We start from the raw sequence: 17,051 nt of genomic DNA on the forward strand, positions 1-17,051 counted from the left end.
CGGGAAAGACGGCATTGAGATCTACAATGATGTAGTCTACAGTATATTGTTTACCATCGATTGTTCCAGTAAATGAGGGGAAAACTGCCAAACGCTGCCTCTCACTCAGATGCGGATTGAGGTTATCTCCTGCTGAGACAGAAGCGTCGGGAGGAATCATCGATAAGAGTTGCTCAATGTGCTGTTCACGCGAGCCGGGTTCATGATCAGCCCAGAAACTGTTGAGGATCGGCGCCTCTGCGACATAGTTGACGCCTATGAGTAGCAAGATCCACAGGATGGCATACCACTGCAGGCGCGTCAGGCTGATCTGCCGGGCGAGCGGGATCATACGCGCACAGAAGCGCTGCCACTGTCTACACCACCAGGCTGGCCTAAGCAGGCGCAGCGCCCATTTCCGAAGGCAGCAGTAGTAGTTTGCGCCCCAGGCTCTCAGGGCCTGACGGCGCCCCTCTGGCAGACGTCCCCCTAACCACATCAGCCAGCGCTGCACTTGGGATCTATCGTTCTCCCGTGCCTCTCTTTCCACTTCTGTGTTTCCCTTGCCCTGCTCTGGTACCATTAGCGCCAGCGGCGGAAGCGGTTCTCCGCGCCAGCTCGCCCACAGCGCAAGAAAGCGCCGCAGGCCGATGATTCCCGCCATCGCAACGAAAGGAATAATGGCGGCATTATAATGGTAGACGCCACTATATAAGGCCGGGTTGGTATTAAGGATATTCACCGCCAGACTCGGCAGTGTCGGAATCAGCCACTCGGGCGCCAGCAAGGCCAGAAAACCAGTATTTCTGACAAGGCTGGCAAGATAATAGACCCGCTCAATTGTCAAGAAGGTAGTAAAGAGCAGCCAGGGATGCAGCAGCAGATTGACAATGGCCGCTCCCGGGGAGCTGCCAAGCGTCTCATAGCGATACCAAAAGTTGTTCGCCTGCTGGCCTGGGAAAAAGTGAGGAATGATGACTCCAAAGGCCAGAGCCGACCAGAGAAAGCCGCCTACGAAGAGCGCCAGGCCCAGACGTGGCAGGCGATAGCGCCAGATCATCAGCAGGCCCAAGAGAGCGATCGCGAGCGGCACATCTTCCTTACAGGAGGCCGCCAGGAAACAGCAGAGCACCAAGAGAACGTAGCGACGATAGGTGAGGGCCAGCAAGGCATAGAGGAGCAAGGGCGTGGCCAGGCTGACAGCATGGAAATCGAAAATATTCAGACCCAGCAGGTCCGGTGCCAGTAAATAGGCCACCACACAGAGCACGGCCAACAGTGGCCAGCGCGGCAGATAGTAGCGCGCCAGCAGGAAGATAGGAAAGGCTCCCAGAGCCAGCACCAGCGTTTGAAACACAAGGAGAGTACGCGGGTCTGAGCGGATCAGATAGAGAAGAGCGAGCAGTAATAAGATAGGTTCGAAGTGAACGCCCAGCCGCGTGGGTGGGCCATACCAGTCGATCGCCTGGTTTGTGAACTGGAAAGGCCGGCCATGCAGCGTGTTCCAGATGGCCTGATCATAGTTACCGAGATCGAAGGCCGTCGCTTTGAAGGTATCATAGCGGAGCACGGCCTGATGACTCATCTCCAGGAAATAGACCAGCGTTGCCAGGACGACCAGGCCCCAAGCCAACCATAGTTGTGCACGCAGACTGAACAGCTTCATAACATCTTTTCGTCGCTCTTTCTCTTGACTGCTGCTCATTCCCACGCCCTACCCCTCGCCCTTTGCGCCCGACCCTGCTTGGCGTGCTTCATCTCGCCCTGTCTTACCTTGCTCCGTTGTCTCCCTTCTCCCCCTCGCTCACCCCTTATATATAAATGACGTTCTGCCAGATTCCGATGCCTACCAGGATAATAAAGGACCAAACAATGACATGCTCCGGCCATGTACCGGTCCGAAAGCGCCAGTCTGGATTAGGCGGGAAGCCAAAGCGCTTTGGATTGGGCCAGAGTAAAGGGACACCGCCCTCGGTGAGGGCATCGCAGAGAATGTGAACCACGCAGCCGAAGAGGACGGCGAAGAAAATCATGTGAGTTGCACTCATGAGGCTAGCCGGCGCGCTGAGACCGCGCATCGCCAGCAAGGAGAGCACAAGCTGCTGAGCCCCGAGAGCCAGCAGTGAGCCGAGCAGGAGGCCAAGGAGGCTGTGGAAAAGGGTACGATGGCCTGCTATGCGTTGGATCTCACGGCTGATCCAGCCGAATTTGCGTCCAAGCGTGCTGTGGGCATTGTCGATATCAGGCAACAATGAGCCAAAGCCAACGGCTACATAGTAGATCGCCTTGGCCACGACTAGCTTGAGCGGTACACTAGGAGCAAGGGTAATCGGGGGACCGCTCAGATGAACCAGACTGTCCAGAACAACACCAGCAGTGAGGCCAATGAGAAGATGCGACCTGCCTACCATAACAGCGTTTCTCCATCCGCAGTGAAGATTATAAGGCTTCTTGCCTGAGTGAGGGGTTTCACGCGGCTATTGTAGGGGGTCTTCGACGCTTGCGCAAGAGGATTTCCGCGTAACATCGGCCAGGGAGAGGGACCAGCCTTGCTCTCTGGAGGCGCATGCTGCTCGGCGTCTGATTCTGGCTCGGCCCAGTCGACTACCGTCCTCTGAGCAAGGCCCAGCCAGCTCAAGGTTGCCCGTCGACACCCAGCAGGCAGAGAAGGAAGGAAGAGAGTGCTAACCTCGGCTGCCGCCCAGGCCCGTATCAAGCGGGCAGGCAGGCTGGCAGAGATGGGCAGGCAGGAAGCGCCTTTCACTCGGGAGGCAGAGCGACCTTGATCAGACCCTCTTCAACGCGCACGGGATAAAGCACCAGGTCCTGACGGGCCGGGCCACGCAAAACTTTGCCGGTACGGAGATCGAACTGCGCTCCGTGAACAGGACAGGTGAGCACGCTGCCCTCTAGTTCCCCTTCATAGAGACGCCCACCAATATGAGTACATTCACCATTGCAGGCATAGATGACCCCGTTGATCTTAGCCAGACAGACCGGCTCACCGTCAATCTCCACCCCTAGCAGCTTCCCCTCCTCTAGCTCATCCCAGCGGGCCACGGCAACGAAATCGGTCATGGCGCTCTCCTCCCCTCGTAAGCTTGGCTAGTGCTCACAGTGACAGGCGTGCCAAGCTGTCAGCCTTAAAAGCAGGGCAGCCAGCCACCAATAGGCAAATCAGCAGGTAAGCGAGGGCTGTCGTCTGCCGCTTCTTGGCTCAGATACCACGTCCTTGGACAGGAATAATCGCCCCCGTCACTCCATCGCTAGCGGCAGTGGCTAGAAAGACGGCCACCTCGGCAATCTCGCGCGGGCTAACCCACCTGGTGCGCAGCTCCTCGGCAGAAGGATGCAGCTCGTCGATATTCGACTGAGTAGCGATCAGGCCCGGAGCAATCGCATTGACATAGATACCGACCGCCTTGCCCGCCTGCGCAAAAGTGCGAGTCAAAGCATCCACGCCAGCTTTAGCGCAGTTGTAGGCCAGGGTCTGCGCTCCCGCATTCTGAATGCTGTAAGCGCGACTGAAATTGATGATCTTGCCACCGCCCTGGGCTAGCATCACGGGCCAGACCGCGCGTGTGCAGAGAAAGGCCGTGCGCAGATTATTATTCAGCTCGCTTTCCCAATCCTGCAGCGAACACTCATGAGGAGGGCCATACCTCGTCAGCCCGCCAGCCAGATTGACCAGCACATCGATGCGTCCGCGCAGCGTCAGCGCCTCTTCCACCAGACGTCGAGCGCCCTCCTCGCTGGTCAGATCGACTGCCACTCCTTTGACAGTAGCCCCGCGCGCCTGCAGCTCCGCGGTCCGGGCCGCCACTCGCTCCGCGCTGCGGGCCGCGATTACCAGCTCAGCGCCCTCCCCAGCAAAAAAAGCAGCCAGGGCAAACCCCATCTGGCCCGGATGGCTGACGCCGGTAATCACCGCCACTTTTCCCTCCAGGCGCATAGCTCACGCCACTCCTTCCTGTTCTATCTCTTGATCCGTCCCCCGGATAGGAGCACCTGATCCACCGCCAGAGCCAATCTTACGACTCATCATCTTGCTCGCCAGAAGTCTCTGGACGTTCAAGGCCTGCCAAGACAAGACTTTTATGCAGCACGCGCAGCCCCAAGAAGGCACACTTCATACGCGCAGGGCTGATCGGAATGCCCAGGGCCTCTAGAATATCATCCTTTCCCAAACGCACCACTTCCCGAACACTCTTGCCCTGCACCATCTCTGTCAACATTGACGTGGCCGCCTGACTGATCGCGCAGCCTCGGCCCTGAAAGCGCACCGCCGTGACGCGATCGCCCTCGACGAGGAGGTCCATACTGACCTGATCACCACAGAGCGGGTTGGAATCCTCAGCATGCACTGTCGGATTCTCTAGCCGCCCATAATTGCGCGGATCACGATAATGATCCAGAATATACTCACGATAATCCATCGACATAGCGCTGCCTCCCAGGCAAGGAATCGACCAGGCGAGTGGAGAGCAGAGGCTGTCTCAGGCTGTCCCGCCTGGTCTCTGGGCACCACGCCCGGTGCACGTCCGGCTAGCCCACAGCAAGCCTTTGCAGGCAAGCGGCGATGAGTAGCCAGGCCCGGGATAATTATAGACCTAGAGCTGAAAAATCTCCAGCGCTCGCCGCAGTCCCTGGACCAGGACGTCGATCTCCTCCGGCAGCGTATAGACATAGAAGCTGGCGCGTGCGGTTGCTACCAGGCCCAGTTGTTCCATCAGAGGCTGCGCACAATGGTGACCGGCCCGAATGGCGACCCCGAATTCTTGGTCCAGGATCGAAGCCAGATCGTGCGGGTGAATATCAGCCAGCGTGAAAGAGATCACGCCGCCACGCTGCTCCTCCGAGGTTGGTCCATAGATCTGGAGCTGAGGCACTGTGCGCAAGCGCTCCAGAGCGTAGGCCGTAATCGCGCGCTCATGCTCGCGCACCCACTCCATTCCGAGGGCGTTCAAATAGTCGACAGCGGCGCCCAAACCAACAGCTTCGGCGATGGCTGGCGTTCCAGCCTCAAACTTCCAGGGCAGATCGTTCCAGGTCGAGGAGCGCAGACTCACGCTCCGGATCATATCGCCGCCCCCCAAGAAAGGCGGCATAGCCTCCAGCAACTCGCGCCTGCCGTAGAGCACCCCGATACCCGTAGGGCCGAGCATCTTATGTCCGCTGAAGCAAACAAAATCGGCATCCAGTTCCTGGACATCCAGCGGCAGATGGGGAGCACTCTGGGCAGCATCTACCAGCACCACCGCCCCAGCGGCGTGGGCCTGAGCCACCATTTCCTTGACAGGATTGATCGTCCCTAACACATTGGACATATGAGTAAAGGCCACCAACTTCGGCCCCTGCTCCAGCAACTGGGCGTAGACATCCAGTTGCAGTAGTCCCTCTGGAGTCAACGGCACAAATTCCAGCCGTGCCCCTGTGCGCTGGGCTAAGAGCTGCCAGGGGACCAGATTGCTGTGATGCTCCATTGCCGTTAAGACGATTAGATCGCCGGCCCTAATGTTTGCCCAGCCCCAGCTATAGGCCACCAGATTGATGCTCTCTGTCGTATTGCGCGTAAAAATGATCTGCTTGCTCTGACGCGCATTGATGAAGCGCGCCACCTTTGTCCGCGCACGCTCCAGAGCCGCGGTGGCCTCCTCACTGATCTCGTACACGCCGCGGTGCACATTGGCATGAGTGCTGCGATAATAAGCATTCATGGCCTCAATGACCGCTAGCGGCTTCTGCGAACTGGCAGCGCTATCCAGATAGACCAGCGGCTTGCCATGAACCTGCCGCGTCAAGATTGGGAAATCGCGCCGGATCTCCTCCACATTGCGCGGCTCACGGCGCACCTCAACAACGTCCTGCATGGTATTCCCTGTTCTCTTTCTCTACTACCTACAGCGCGCTTGCCTGCTCGCTGGGCACCGGGTAGTCACGCTACCCCTCGCGTCTATCCCCGGGCACAACCCATAGACAGAGCGGGGCAGCCCCTTGCCTTTGCCCACCTGGCGAGCGCTACAGTAGCAATACAGCAGCCAAGCCGAGTCGAGTCAAGCCCAGTCTAGCCACAAGAAAAGAAAGAGAGGAGGAGCGGCGAGCAAAGCTCACATCCTCCACCCCCGACCTGGGGGCAGCGCTTGCCCGCATCCGCGTCTCCCCTACTCAGGTAGCAAGCGGATCTCCTCCTCTTCTGAAGGACGATCGAAGCTCACGGCGCCCTCATCGACGCCCTCGATCTCCCAGCGCTCCTGAGCTTCGATCCAGTCGGCCTCTGACTCATGACCACCGCGCATACGGCGCACAATATTGCGACGCAGGCGGGTTCGCAGACTATCGAGCGTGATCCGCTGGAGCACCGGCTCAAAGAAGCCCTGGACAATGATCCGCTCAGCCTCATCCTTGGGGAGGCCACGAGCCATCAAGTAAAAGAGCTGCTCTTCATCGATCTGACCGGTTGTGGCGCCATGGCTGGCACTGACCTCATTAGCGCCAATCTCCAGGCCCGGAATAGCCTCCGCGCGGCAATGCTTGCTCAGGAGCAGATTATGCTCCGACAAGAACGAAGCTGTCTGCTGGGCCCCTGGCTGTACGCGGATCATCCCATCAAACTCAACGCGCGACTCATCGGTCAAGGCCCCATGTACCAGCGTCTCCGCGTTGGTTGACAGGCCCACATGGTTCGAGAGGCTCTTAATCACAAAGCGCTGATCCTGATCGCTGAAGAAGACCCCCACCAGCTCAGCGGCGCTCCCATTGCCGATCAGATTTGAACCGATGTTGGAGAAGGTCACACGGCTGCCCAGATCGGCCATCACCCATGAGACACTGCTGTCGGCCTCATGGATTGAATTCTTATGCATCACGCTCCAGACATTGCGGCCCAGGTCCTGGAGGCTCGTGAACTCGATACGCGCGCCATTCTTAGTAAAGACCTCGACTACGGCGCTCAGCAAAGACGGCTGCTCACCTTCGAAGGCGGAGGCATACTCTTCCACATAGCGCGCGCTGCTCAGCTCATCGGCGATAATCAAGGTATGGGCAAAGGCTGCCGCCGATGGCGAATCAAGCCAGATCTGAGCAAGGATTGGCTCTTCGATCTCCACTCCGCTAGGGATATAGAGGAAGATTCCGCCGCTCCAGAAGGCCGCATGAAGAGCTGTGTACTTATCAGTGGCCAATGGCACAGCCTGGGTCATAAAGTAGCGCTGCACCAGGTCACCATGTTCGCGCACCGCCGTATCCAGGTCAGTCAGAATCACGCCGCGGCTCTTCAGCTCCTCGGACAGCTCCACACGTACTACTGAGCTATTGCGCTGAAGCACCAGGCCCGAGCGCTCAGTGGCCCCAACAAGGGCATTGCTCAGACCCTGCTCGATCGAAGCCGGAAGCGCCCCATTGCCATCAGCAGGCAGATAGGGATGCAAGGCCTCAAAATGGAAGCGAGCCAGACGCTGCAGCGTGCCCAAGTCGCCGCGCCGTCCCAGCGGGGCCGGCGTCTGCTCATAAATTTCCCAAGCCTCTAGCCGCTTCTGCAGCATCCAGTCAGGCTCACCCTTGTGGCGCGAGAGTGCAATGACCGCCTCGCGCGAAAAACCGGTTGTCGCCAGAGCCTCAGTCATTGACGCCCACCTCGCTCCCCTCGGGACGGAGCCACTCGTAGCCTTTCTCCTCCAGCTCCAGGGCCAGCTCCTTACCACCGGAGCGCACAATGCGACCGTCGTACATCACATGCACAAAGTCAGGAACAATATAATTGAGGATACGCTGATAGTGCGTAATCACCAGCAGGCCCAGTTTAGGACCGCGAAGGGCATTGACGCTATCGGAGACAATCTTAAGGGCATCAATATCGAGACCCGAGTCAGTCTCGTCCATCATGGCGATCTCCGGCTCCAGCAGGGCCATCTGGAGAATCTCGGCACGCTTCTTCTCGCCACCGGAGAAGCCATCATTGATTGAGCGATTGATGAAGCTATTATCGACCTTGAGCAGCTTCATCTTTTCGCGCAGGAGATTGCGGAACTCAGCCGGAGGAATTGTCTTGCGAGGGGCGGGCTTGCCGCTGGGGGTCTCCTCGCCAGCAGGCCTGGGACCCTCACGTACAGCCTCCAGCGCACGGCGCAAGAAGTTCGCGACACTGACACCCGGGATCGCCATTGGATATTGGAACGCCAGGAAGAGGCCCATCCGAGCACGCCGGTCTGGAGAATATTCAAGAATGTTCTCCCCCTTAAACCAGATCTCCCCGTCGGTCACCTCATACTTTGGGTTGCCCATAATGACGTTCGCCAGGGTGCTCTTGCCGGAACCGTTGGGGCCCATGAGAGCATGGACCTCGCCCTGCCGCACCACTAGGTTAACGCCGCGCAGAATGGGCTTACCCTCGATGCTGGCGTGAAGATTCTTAATGACCAATTCTGAAGCCATTAGCGAAAACCATCCTCCTTGGAAGCTTGAGATACGACTACCTCAGCCTGACAGCCAGAGTTTCTCGTCTTCAGCAAGATCAGCGAGCTTATTACACCAGGCAGAGCCGGATGGAGCGGAGCCGCGAACGAAGACGGAGCGAGCTACTTGGTCAATGATCAGGCCAGCTACTTTCTCTGAGAGAGCGAACGGGCCAGAGCAAGCCGCGGTCAGCCAACCTATGACAGCGACAGGAGCAGCATCCTGGGCAGTCGATCTGCCTACCACTGGGCAGGCATGTCAGGCAGTGAGCTGTTCGCTCAACAGCCTGTCAGTCTGTCTGCCTGTCTACCTCACTAAGGCTAGAACGGAGGAGAGCCGTGTGCCCGCGGCTCGTAGCGAGCCTCCGACGCTCCTCGCAGTTCTCCCTCAACGCTCAACTACCCTCCACTGTCTCCACCTCACTCACCGACAGGTCCCACCTCAGCGCAGATCAGCTTAGATAGCCGACGAGGGAGCCACCCGGATATCTGAGATGGAGATAAAGTGCGTTGGAGCGTTCTGCGTCTCCTGCTCGGAGGCGCCCACCAGATCGGCAAGCGTCATCGAATCTAGCGTCTGGGCAACAGCATCGCGTACCCTGGCCCAGAGGAATTTGGTCTTGCAGGAGTCGAGCAGACTGCAAATCTGCGTCATCTCGCCCTCGGTCGCGCAAATCATAGGCGCGATTGGCCCCTCCAGCACACGCACAATCTCCCCCATCGTAATCTCCTCTGGCGGGCGACTCAGGCGATAACCACCGTGCGCTCCGCGTGTGCTGACCACTAAAGGCGGCTCAGCCTCGCGCAAGAGTTTCACTAGCTGCTCCAGGTATGCTAGAGACAACTGCTCGGCCTGCGCAATGTCAGTTAATGACCGCGGGCGCGAGCTGTAGTAATGGCGAGCCAGATCAACCATGAGGCGTACGCCATACTCGCCTTTTGTTGAGACTCTGAGAATCATGGCTCGCTCCTTTCCTCGCCCCGTGGAGAATACTGATTCCTCGCTTTCATCGCTCCTAGGCAGGTTGCTCTTAATCCGACCTGCTCACTAGGATATATTCTAGCACTTTCGGCGGGAGAGCGTCAACCTCGCTGTGTAGCGGGTTGCCGCCCACCACAGCCAGACCTGAGTACTCTAGGCCTTGCTCTACTCTGGACAACGAATGCGCCAGATCAGAGCTGGTCTGGCATGCTGCCAGCCGCGGCAAAGGGCACTGACCGACCGATCATTCTATTGGCATGATATCAATCCTATCTTCAAAGATGCGCAAAAAACGGCTACTATAGAGGGAGAGCTGTGATGTGACTGCGAGGACGCCACAGCAAGGGGAGTAGACAGCGACTGGCAAGGAGCAAGATGATGGAAGAAGAAGGGAAGCTCATTAAGAAGAGTCTCTGGCTCTTTGAATACAATCGGGGCGACTCCGCCCTGTATCTTCAGCAGTTTTATGCCGTCGACGAAGACGACGTACGCCGCCAGATCGAGGAGTTCATTCGCCAAGCCGATTTCCCTGTCTATTGGGAACGGCTACGCCACCTGCCCGGCGGCTTCACTATCGGCTATTCGTCTCTCAAAGGGACGATCTACGAGCGACCCGATGGCAGCTTGATCGAGGAGAGCGAGGTGACAGAGACTCGGGCTCCAGCAGAGGCTGCAAGCACTCCATTAGAGTTAACGGCGCCCACTCCCCAGGGAACGGAGATCCACTCCCCTCCCCTCAGCGAGAGCAGGCCAGAGACGGCGCTCAACCCTAGGAGTGAGGAGGCCCCCGGCTGACAGCTCCTAGCAGTCTCGCTTTTCCCTTCCCTATTGCCAAGCCAAGACCGCCTGTGCTATACTATGCAACGGCAAGAGGCACGCGAGAGCGCCTACGGATGGAGGCCGCTCGCCAGCATAATGGCTGCACCAGCCTGTAACGCGTTATCTCCGTTGAGCCTCTTCTTCACTAGCTTGCGCTAGTGATGGTGCTCGTAGGTTGTTCGTCTCACTCATCGATTGCGTAGAAGGGGAATAACCGAGCAGAGCAAACGAGCGAGACCGGCGAGGAATTTGCACGAGTCGGTTTAGCGGGGTGTAGCGCAGTGGCTAGCGCGCAGCGTTCGGGACGCTGAGGTCGGAGGTTCGAGTCCTCTCACCCCGACCAAGTTGACACTTTCTTTTCCTGGAGCTCATCTCTCGTTAGGTTCGTTGCCTGGTCGGCCCAACAGCCGGCTAGCTTGTCGGTCGGCTGAAGTCGGGGCAGGCCCAATCACCGGTCCGATAGAGAGCGGAGCCTTCGGCTACTGGATTAGACCGCTCACCCAAATGGGGTAGCAAAAACAGCAGAGCAAGCAGGCAGTCAATGCAGCGACGTAACAGCGCTCTTCTTCCTGCTGCTGACCCAATCGGGTAGAGCCTGGCAGCGCCTAGTCCGTCCAGTAGCCAGCTCTCCTGACAAGCACAAGCGGATCGGAAGTCTGCCCAATCCCTGCCTGTCCGACCGTGCAATGTCAACGCCCGTCTCCTCGTCTAACCAGTGAGCAATGCAGGCGGCGATGAGAAGCTGACGAGAGGTGAGGCTCTGGCCTCCTTTATCCTCTAGCCCCGATTCGGCTTCCTCCTCGCTGTCTGCCTGGTGGTTCAGCTCTGACAGAGAGGAAGGAAAGCCACTCATGCCTGTCTTAGTTCTGAACTCTTCTTTTCAGCCTCTCTCGGTCATTTCAGAGCGTCGTTTGGTCGTCCTGCTGCTGAAGAAGAAAGTGACTTTCCTGGACGACGAGGTTCGTAAGGCCATTGAGGAAAATATTAAGGCTCGCCGTCTTGACTACGAGCGGCCCGTAATTGTGCAGTTGCTTGCCAATGTTCGGGTGCCGCGCGTTGCCCTTCAGCCTACGCGGGCGAATATCTTTCTGCGCGACGAGGAAACCTGTCAGTATTGTGGGAAGCGTACCCGCGAGCTGACGCTTGATCATGTGATCCCGCGCTCGCGTGGCGGCAAGAGCACCTGGGAGAATCTGGTTACCTCGTGCAAAGCCTGCAATAGCAAGAAGGGCAACCGCCTCCTCAAAGAGGCCAATATGCGCCTGATCCGCCAGCCTCGTCCGCTGACGCAGGAGTACGCCGGCGTTTTTCTGCTGCGGTACCCCAAGTTGCGTCAGGCTTATGAGGAGTTCTTGATGAGCACGCAGTCGCGCTCGGCCTGAGCTGAGACCTGTCAGTCAGCCACGCCAGGCTCTGCCCCTACAGCCTTTGTTCACGTCGCTGCCGGGGCAGGGACGCCACTGGCTGGGTCCAGATGGCCAGGCCGAGAGCCTGCTGAGCTGCTGCGGCTGGCTCTTACCAATGTAGCAGGTCCTTGGAACTCGCCGCCTTGGGCGCTCGTACTATCTTATGCCATAAACTAGCTGGGTTATGCGCCAAAGGCCAGCACTATAGGCAAGCAGCAGAGCAGAACATGGATAGGCAGCAGCTCAGCTATCTCTTGTGAGCAGGTGAGAAGGTTCGTTTGTCTATGCTTGAACAGCCAGCGGTGAGCGAGGCCGAGACGTCTAAGGCTGCGCCTCTCTTCCTCTGCATCCACGGGCATTTCTACCAGCCCCCGCGCGAGGACCCCTTCACGGGCGCTATCCCTGTCGAGGCCGAAGCCGCTCCTTTCGCGAATTTTAATGAGAAGATTACGGCGGAGTGCTACCGCCCAAATGCCGAGGCCGGCAATTTTGAGCTGATTAGCTACGACCTGGGGCCGACGCTAGCTTCCTGGCTGGCCGACCATCATCCTGGCGTGCATCAGACAATTGTTGAGGCCGATCGGTGGCACCGTGCCCACTATGGCACTGGCAACGCCCTGGCTCACCCCTACCATCATGTGATCCTTCCCTTGGCCAATAGCCGCGATAAGTATACGCAGATTGTCTGGGGCCTGGAGGATTTTCGCCAGCGCTATGGGCGCGAGGCAGTGGGGATGTGGCTGCCTGAGACCGCGGTGGACATGGAGACTCTCGATCTGCTGGCGCGCTGCGGTATCACCTTTACTGTCTTGGCCCCTTGGCAGGCTGCTACGTCAGTCGATGTGACAGAGCCATATGTGGTACGCCTGCCGGCTGGCCGCAGCATGACGGTCTTTTTCTACCACGCACCGCTCTCAGGAGCGGTCTCGTTCGACGGCAATGTGACGACCAATGCCGACCACTTTGCGTCGACGATTTTGCCCTCCCACCTGGTGGCAGAGAAACTGGTGCGGCAGGAACCCCAGTTGATCTTGATCGCTACCGATGGTGAACTCTATGGCCACCATTGGATCTGGCGCGATAAGTTTTTGACGCGCCTCGTACGTCACAGCGCTGAAGCGGCTGGCTTCCAGTTGTGTACGCTGGAACGCTATTTGCGCTTGCATCCGCCACGCCGCGAGGTTACGCTCCGCACTCCAACAGCCTGGAGTTGCTTTCATGGCGTCGATCGCTGGTCCCGCGGTTGCGCCTGCACTGAAGGGCGCAGTGACTGGAAAGGGGCGCTGCGCCAGGCGCTGAGCTGTCTGGCAGCACGGGGCGATCAGCTTTTTGAGCGCTTTGCGGCAGAGGTGCTGCGTGATCCCTGGGCAGCCCGTAATGGCTACCTGGCTCTGCGCAATGGCTGGCGCTCACCTGAAAGCTTCTGGGAGGAGTTCGCCCGACCCGCCGCTTTCACAGGAAAAGCCTCTGGCCCCGAGAAGCGGCAGCGTGCTTTACAGTTGCTGGAGGCTGAATACTACTTGCTCTGCAGCTTTACAAGCTGCGCCTTTTTCTTCGAGGACCTGGACCGCATCGAGCCGCGCAATGCGCTCGCTTTCGCCCGCCGCGCCATTAGTCTCTTCTGGCAAGCTCTGGGCGTTGATCTGCAGCGCGATTTTCTGCAGGACCTGCGCGCGGCTCGCAGTTGGCGTCGCCCTTTGAGCGGGGCCGATCTCTATCGGCGCCTGCCTCGGATACGTCCCGATCTATTGCCTCCACTGCCCCCTCTGCGCGAGCTGGCCCAGGAGAGCGAAGGCCAGGGAGAAGATGTAGCTTGAGCACTGGAGCGACCTCAGAGGTGGGAGAGGTCGCTCCTCCGGCGTTCGCTCGATCTTCGCCCCACTTCTAGAGCAAAGCAGTGCGCTACTCTGGCTAGCCGAGCAGCGCTGCTCGCTTTTGTCGCGAGGGCATTCCTCTTCGAGCTGTTTGGCTCTTGCTTTTCCTCCAGGTCAGACTCACAGGATCAGTAGATGACGATGACGGTGTTCCAATCAGTGTGGCCATAGAGCCAGGCCATCTGGTCCTCCTGGACGTTGACACAGCCGTGGCTGCCGTTGCCGGCAAAGTCTTGATCGCCACCCCGGTCATAATGCGGGAACTGGGTGCCGGGACCAAAGTCGACACGCCACCAGGCATCGTGGACGAAGAAGCCTCCCCAGTGGTAGAGAATGGCGTAGTTGATGTGAGTAGGAGGATAGTAGTAGGGCGAGCCTGGAGGATCGCTTGACTTGAATTCTGTTGGCGATTCGCGGTTCTGCGTCGGCCAAACCCCCGGCAGGGCCGGACGCTCCACCCGGCCCGTGGTCACGAGAAAGGCGTTTACTAGCTTGCCGTGATCGTAGACACGCATGGCCTGCTCAGTGAAGGAGACCATGAGCACTTGCGTACCGCGGAGATGATAGTGGTCGAGGATCTGCAGGTCGGTTTGGTGCACTTTATTGTAGGGTGTATGATCGTTATAATTCTCCTCCATCATCTGGAGATTGAATAGCTCGTTCTTCTCCTCCTCGACAATCGCCTGGTAGTCCTCCGTGGTGTAGGTCCAGCTCAGCTCACGATTGAGCCAGTAACCAATACCGTCGAGAGTATAACCCGCATCGAGAATGTAATTATTGCCGTCAAATTTATCGTGATAGAGATGGGCTTTGCCCCAGGCCCGCGCCTGACGATCGATCTCGTTCACTAGCCAGTAGGCTTCACCACGCACCAGGTCAGGATACATGGCCGCCATGTCGGCATCGATCTGGCGCGAGACCGCCAGGTACTGCTCTAGCGTGGTGGCGCGCTCCATTGCGGCTTTGTCAGCGTTATAGCGCTGCTGATAGGTACTGGCATCGACTCCATATTTTTTGAGATCATCAAGCTGAGCTTTAAAGGCATTGAGCTTAGCACTGCCAACATAAGGTACAGCCTGAATGGAATTGACTACTGCTAGCTCATACTGGGCATTGATCAGACTCTGGAGATGCTGGAAATCAGCAGGCTTAATGGCTTGGTTAAAAGACTGCAGGTCATCCTGATATTGAGCCTGCATGGCCGTCACATCGATATTGGCTTTCTGCAATTGTTTAATGGTCGTTTGGAAATCGTTCAAGCGGTCATGAGTGGTTTTCATGAGATTCAGAGCCTGGGCCTGGGTCTGGGCATCCTTGCTGATGGCCACATAATCCCGAGGATAGCGCGCCGTGGCCATAAGGCTCTGATCATGCTGATACTGCTGCGTAAAAAATTGAAGATTGCCAAAACCATCAATGCGGCGGGCTGTCAGGGCATCCTGGAAGTTCTGCATATCTTGCTGAGCCCGCGTCTGAAAATCCTCGGTGGCATTATTAATGATTTGCTGAGTTTGTTCCTGCAAATGTTTATATTGATTAGACAGATGATTATAATAGGCAATAACTGGCCGGTCATCGAAAGGGGAAAATGGGGGAGAGCTGGCGCTAAGAGCCGTCTCCTGTCTCTGGATTGGCTGAAGTAAAGATGCAGGAACACCAATAGAGAGGGCGTAGTGTAGCAAGCGATCGAGCTGAGCCTTGCTCTGGCTGGCCTGCTGGCTGGCTTGGGAATCGCCGCCGCAGGCGCTCATGAGCAGTAGGAGGAGCAACAAGCTTAGCAAGAGCAGGGCGCCAGGCGCCAGCGGATGGGCACGGGGTTGAGGCTTGGCCGGCATGGGATTACCTCCTCTTCTTCTGCTTGGCCTTTTGCTTCTTGCGTTCCTTGCGGGCAGCCTTGCCGGTCTTTTTACTCTCCCCAGAGTTCAGCTGAGGCAAAGTGGGAGCCGCCGGCATCCCCGGCAATCCTGAAGCCAGGCCACCGGCCAGGCCGCCGCCATCACTGGCGTACTGGCGCAGCAAGCGGGCCCAGGGACCTTTCCCGCTGGCGAGCTGGCGCAGCATAGCGCGTGTCTCATTGAACTGGCTGAGGAGCTGATTGACCTCTTGCACGCTGGTGCCGCTGCCGCGTGCAATGCGTCGGCGTCGGCTGCCGTTAATGATATCGGGATTGCGTCGCTCCTCGGGCGTCATCGAGAGGATGATCGCCTCAATATGCTTTAACGGATCACCCTCCAGGGCCTCGTCCATCTCAGGCAGGGCCGCTAGCTTGTTGAAGCCTGGTAGCATCTCCAGGATGGAGCGCAGAGGTCCCATGCGCTTGAGCTGGCGCATGGCCTTCAGGAAATCCTCCAGGTCAAACTGCCCTTGCTGCAGGCGGGCCTGCGTTTGGAGGGCCTCTTGCTGGTCAATGGCCTCCTGCGCTCGCTCGATGAGGGTCAGGACATCGCCCATTCCTAGTATACGCGAGGCCAAACGGTCGGGATAAAACGGTTCCAGGGCATCCGTCTTTTCGCCGACCCCCAGAAATTTAATGGGGACCCCGGTGACCGCGCGGATGGAGAGCGCTGCGCCGCCGCGAGCATCACCATCCATCTTGGTCAGGATCATACCCGTCAGGGCCACCGCCTGGTTAAAGTCGCTGGCTACACGCACCGCCTCCTGACCAGTCATGGCATCGGCTACCAGCAGTACCTCGCGTGGCCGCACACGGTTACGAATGGCGATGATCTCCTGCATCATCTGCTCGTCAATATTAAGGCGCCCGGCGGTATCGAGAATGACGACCGAAGCAGCCTGCTCACGGGCGTAGTCCACGGCATGGACGCAGATATCAACTGGATTGGCCCCCATCGGCTCGGCATAGACTGGTATCGAGAGCTGCTTACCCAGTGTCTGAAGCTGACGCACCGCCGCCGGTCGGTACATGTCGGCAGCCACAAGCAGCGGGCGCTGTCCCTCCTTGCGCAGGTAGTTGGCCAGCTTGGCTGCTGTGGTAGTCTTACCTGAGCCCTGCAGACCTACTAACATGATGACATTGGGCGGCGGGCCTCCCAGGTCAAGCCGGTTCTGGTTGCCTTCGCCACCCAGCATCTCTATGAGTTCCTCATGTACGATCTGCAGCACCTGCTGAGCCGGCGAAAAGCTCCCCAAAACCTCGGCGCCAATGGCTTTGGCACGTACGCGCTCGACAAATTGCCGTACGACGCGCAGGTTAACATCCGCTTCCAAGAGAGCCAGGCGAACCTCTCGCATGGCCTCATTGACATCGGCCTCGGTCAGTTTCCCCTTCCCACTTAGCCCGCTAAAGATGCCTTCAAGACGCTTTGAGAGACTTTCAAACATAGCCATAGGAATAGGTTCCTCTCTCCACCAATCGCGTTATCAGTCGCCCTATTATACCATCTTTCCCGGCTTTGTTTGCACTCATTGTAAGGATACTCCTTTTTCTGTACAACTCTCCAACGAAAAGCGACCATCCCTATTACTATATAATCAATGAGCATCTCCTATGTTCTCGTTAGGGAGAATTCTGGTGTGTTTA

General features: G+C 58.1%; 14 protein-coding genes and 1 tRNA gene. 4 read left to right on the forward strand and 11 right to left on the reverse strand.

Features of this window, described 5'->3' with window-relative positions; all coding sequences use genetic code 11:
• The 9 genes from IRZ24_RS06605 to IRZ24_RS06645 all read right to left on the reverse strand — a co-directional run.
• The coding region (locus tag IRZ24_RS06605; protein ID WP_297161443.1) for a DUF2079 domain-containing protein at positions 1-1,684 on the reverse strand (1,684 nt) is incomplete at its 3' end.
• A gap of 106 nt (positions 1,685-1,790) precedes the next feature.
• Positions 1,791-2,390, reverse strand: a complete 600-nt coding sequence (locus IRZ24_RS06610; protein WP_297161446.1) for a metal-dependent hydrolase — start codon at positions 2,388-2,390, stop codon at positions 1,791-1,793.
• A gap of 349 nt (positions 2,391-2,739) precedes the next feature.
• Complete coding sequence (locus tag IRZ24_RS06615) at positions 2,740-3,057, reverse strand: non-heme iron oxygenase ferredoxin subunit (protein WP_297161449.1); 318 nt, start codon at positions 3,055-3,057, stop codon at positions 2,740-2,742.
• A 139-nt stretch (positions 3,058-3,196) separates the two neighbouring features.
• Positions 3,197-3,931, reverse strand: coding sequence for an SDR family NAD(P)-dependent oxidoreductase (locus IRZ24_RS06620; RefSeq protein WP_297161452.1), 735 nt, complete (start codon positions 3,929-3,931; stop codon positions 3,197-3,199).
• A gap of 79 nt (positions 3,932-4,010) precedes the next feature.
• On the reverse strand, positions 4,011-4,421 hold the full coding sequence (gene sufU, locus IRZ24_RS06625; protein WP_297161455.1) for a Fe-S cluster assembly sulfur transfer protein SufU: 411 nt from the start codon (positions 4,419-4,421) through the stop codon (positions 4,011-4,013).
• A 168-nt stretch (positions 4,422-4,589) separates the two neighbouring features.
• A complete protein-coding gene (locus IRZ24_RS06630) occupies positions 4,590-5,849 on the reverse strand; it encodes a cysteine desulfurase (protein ID WP_297161458.1) in 1,260 nt (419 codons plus the stop codon).
• A 291-nt stretch (positions 5,850-6,140) separates the two neighbouring features.
• Entirely contained in the window at positions 6,141-7,601 is a 1,461-nt protein-coding gene (gene sufD / locus IRZ24_RS06635; RefSeq protein WP_297161461.1) for a Fe-S cluster assembly protein SufD, read from the reverse strand.
• Positions 7,594-8,409, reverse strand: coding sequence for a Fe-S cluster assembly ATPase SufC (sufC, locus tag IRZ24_RS06640; protein WP_297161464.1), 816 nt, complete (start codon positions 8,407-8,409; stop codon positions 7,594-7,596). The genes sufD and sufC overlap by 8 nt, the downstream gene beginning before the upstream one ends.
• Positions 8,410-8,886: 477 nt before the next feature.
• Positions 8,887-9,390, reverse strand: a complete 504-nt coding sequence (locus IRZ24_RS06645) for an Rrf2 family transcriptional regulator (protein WP_297161467.1) — start codon at positions 9,388-9,390, stop codon at positions 8,887-8,889.
• Between the two features lie 396 nt (positions 9,391-9,786).
• Between IRZ24_RS06645 and IRZ24_RS06650 the strand changes: the two genes are divergently transcribed.
• From IRZ24_RS06650 to IRZ24_RS06665, 4 genes are all read left to right on the forward strand, one after another.
• A complete protein-coding gene (locus IRZ24_RS06650; RefSeq protein ID WP_297161470.1) occupies positions 9,787-10,206 on the forward strand; it encodes a hypothetical protein in 420 nt (139 codons plus the stop codon).
• Positions 10,207-10,497: 291 nt separating this feature from the next.
• Positions 10,498-10,573 (forward strand) — tRNA-Pro (locus IRZ24_RS06655).
• Between the two features lie 508 nt (positions 10,574-11,081).
• Complete coding sequence (locus IRZ24_RS06660; protein WP_297161473.1) at positions 11,082-11,612, forward strand: HNH endonuclease; 531 nt, start codon at positions 11,082-11,084, stop codon at positions 11,610-11,612.
• 308 nt (positions 11,613-11,920) lie between these two features.
• On the forward strand, positions 11,921-13,453 hold the full coding sequence (locus tag IRZ24_RS06665; RefSeq protein ID WP_297161475.1) for a DUF3536 domain-containing protein: 1,533 nt from the start codon (positions 11,921-11,923) through the stop codon (positions 13,451-13,453).
• 185 nt (positions 13,454-13,638) lie between these two features.
• On the opposite strand, the gene IRZ24_RS06670 is transcribed toward IRZ24_RS06665, so the two are convergent.
• On the reverse strand, positions 13,639-15,345 hold the full coding sequence (locus IRZ24_RS06670; RefSeq protein ID WP_297161477.1) for a L,D-transpeptidase family protein: 1,707 nt from the start codon (positions 15,343-15,345) through the stop codon (positions 13,639-13,641).
• Between the two features lie 4 nt (positions 15,346-15,349).
• The gene (gene ffh, locus IRZ24_RS06675) at positions 15,350-16,852 is read right to left on the reverse strand and encodes a signal recognition particle protein (protein ID WP_366914244.1); all 1,503 of its coding nucleotides are present in this window, start codon (positions 16,850-16,852) and stop codon (positions 15,350-15,352) included.
• Between the last annotated feature and the right edge of the window lie 199 nt (positions 16,853-17,051).

Source organism: Thermogemmatispora sp. (assembly GCF_019683755.1).
Taxonomy (GTDB): Bacteria; Chloroflexota; Ktedonobacteria; order Ktedonobacterales; family Ktedonobacteraceae; genus Thermogemmatispora.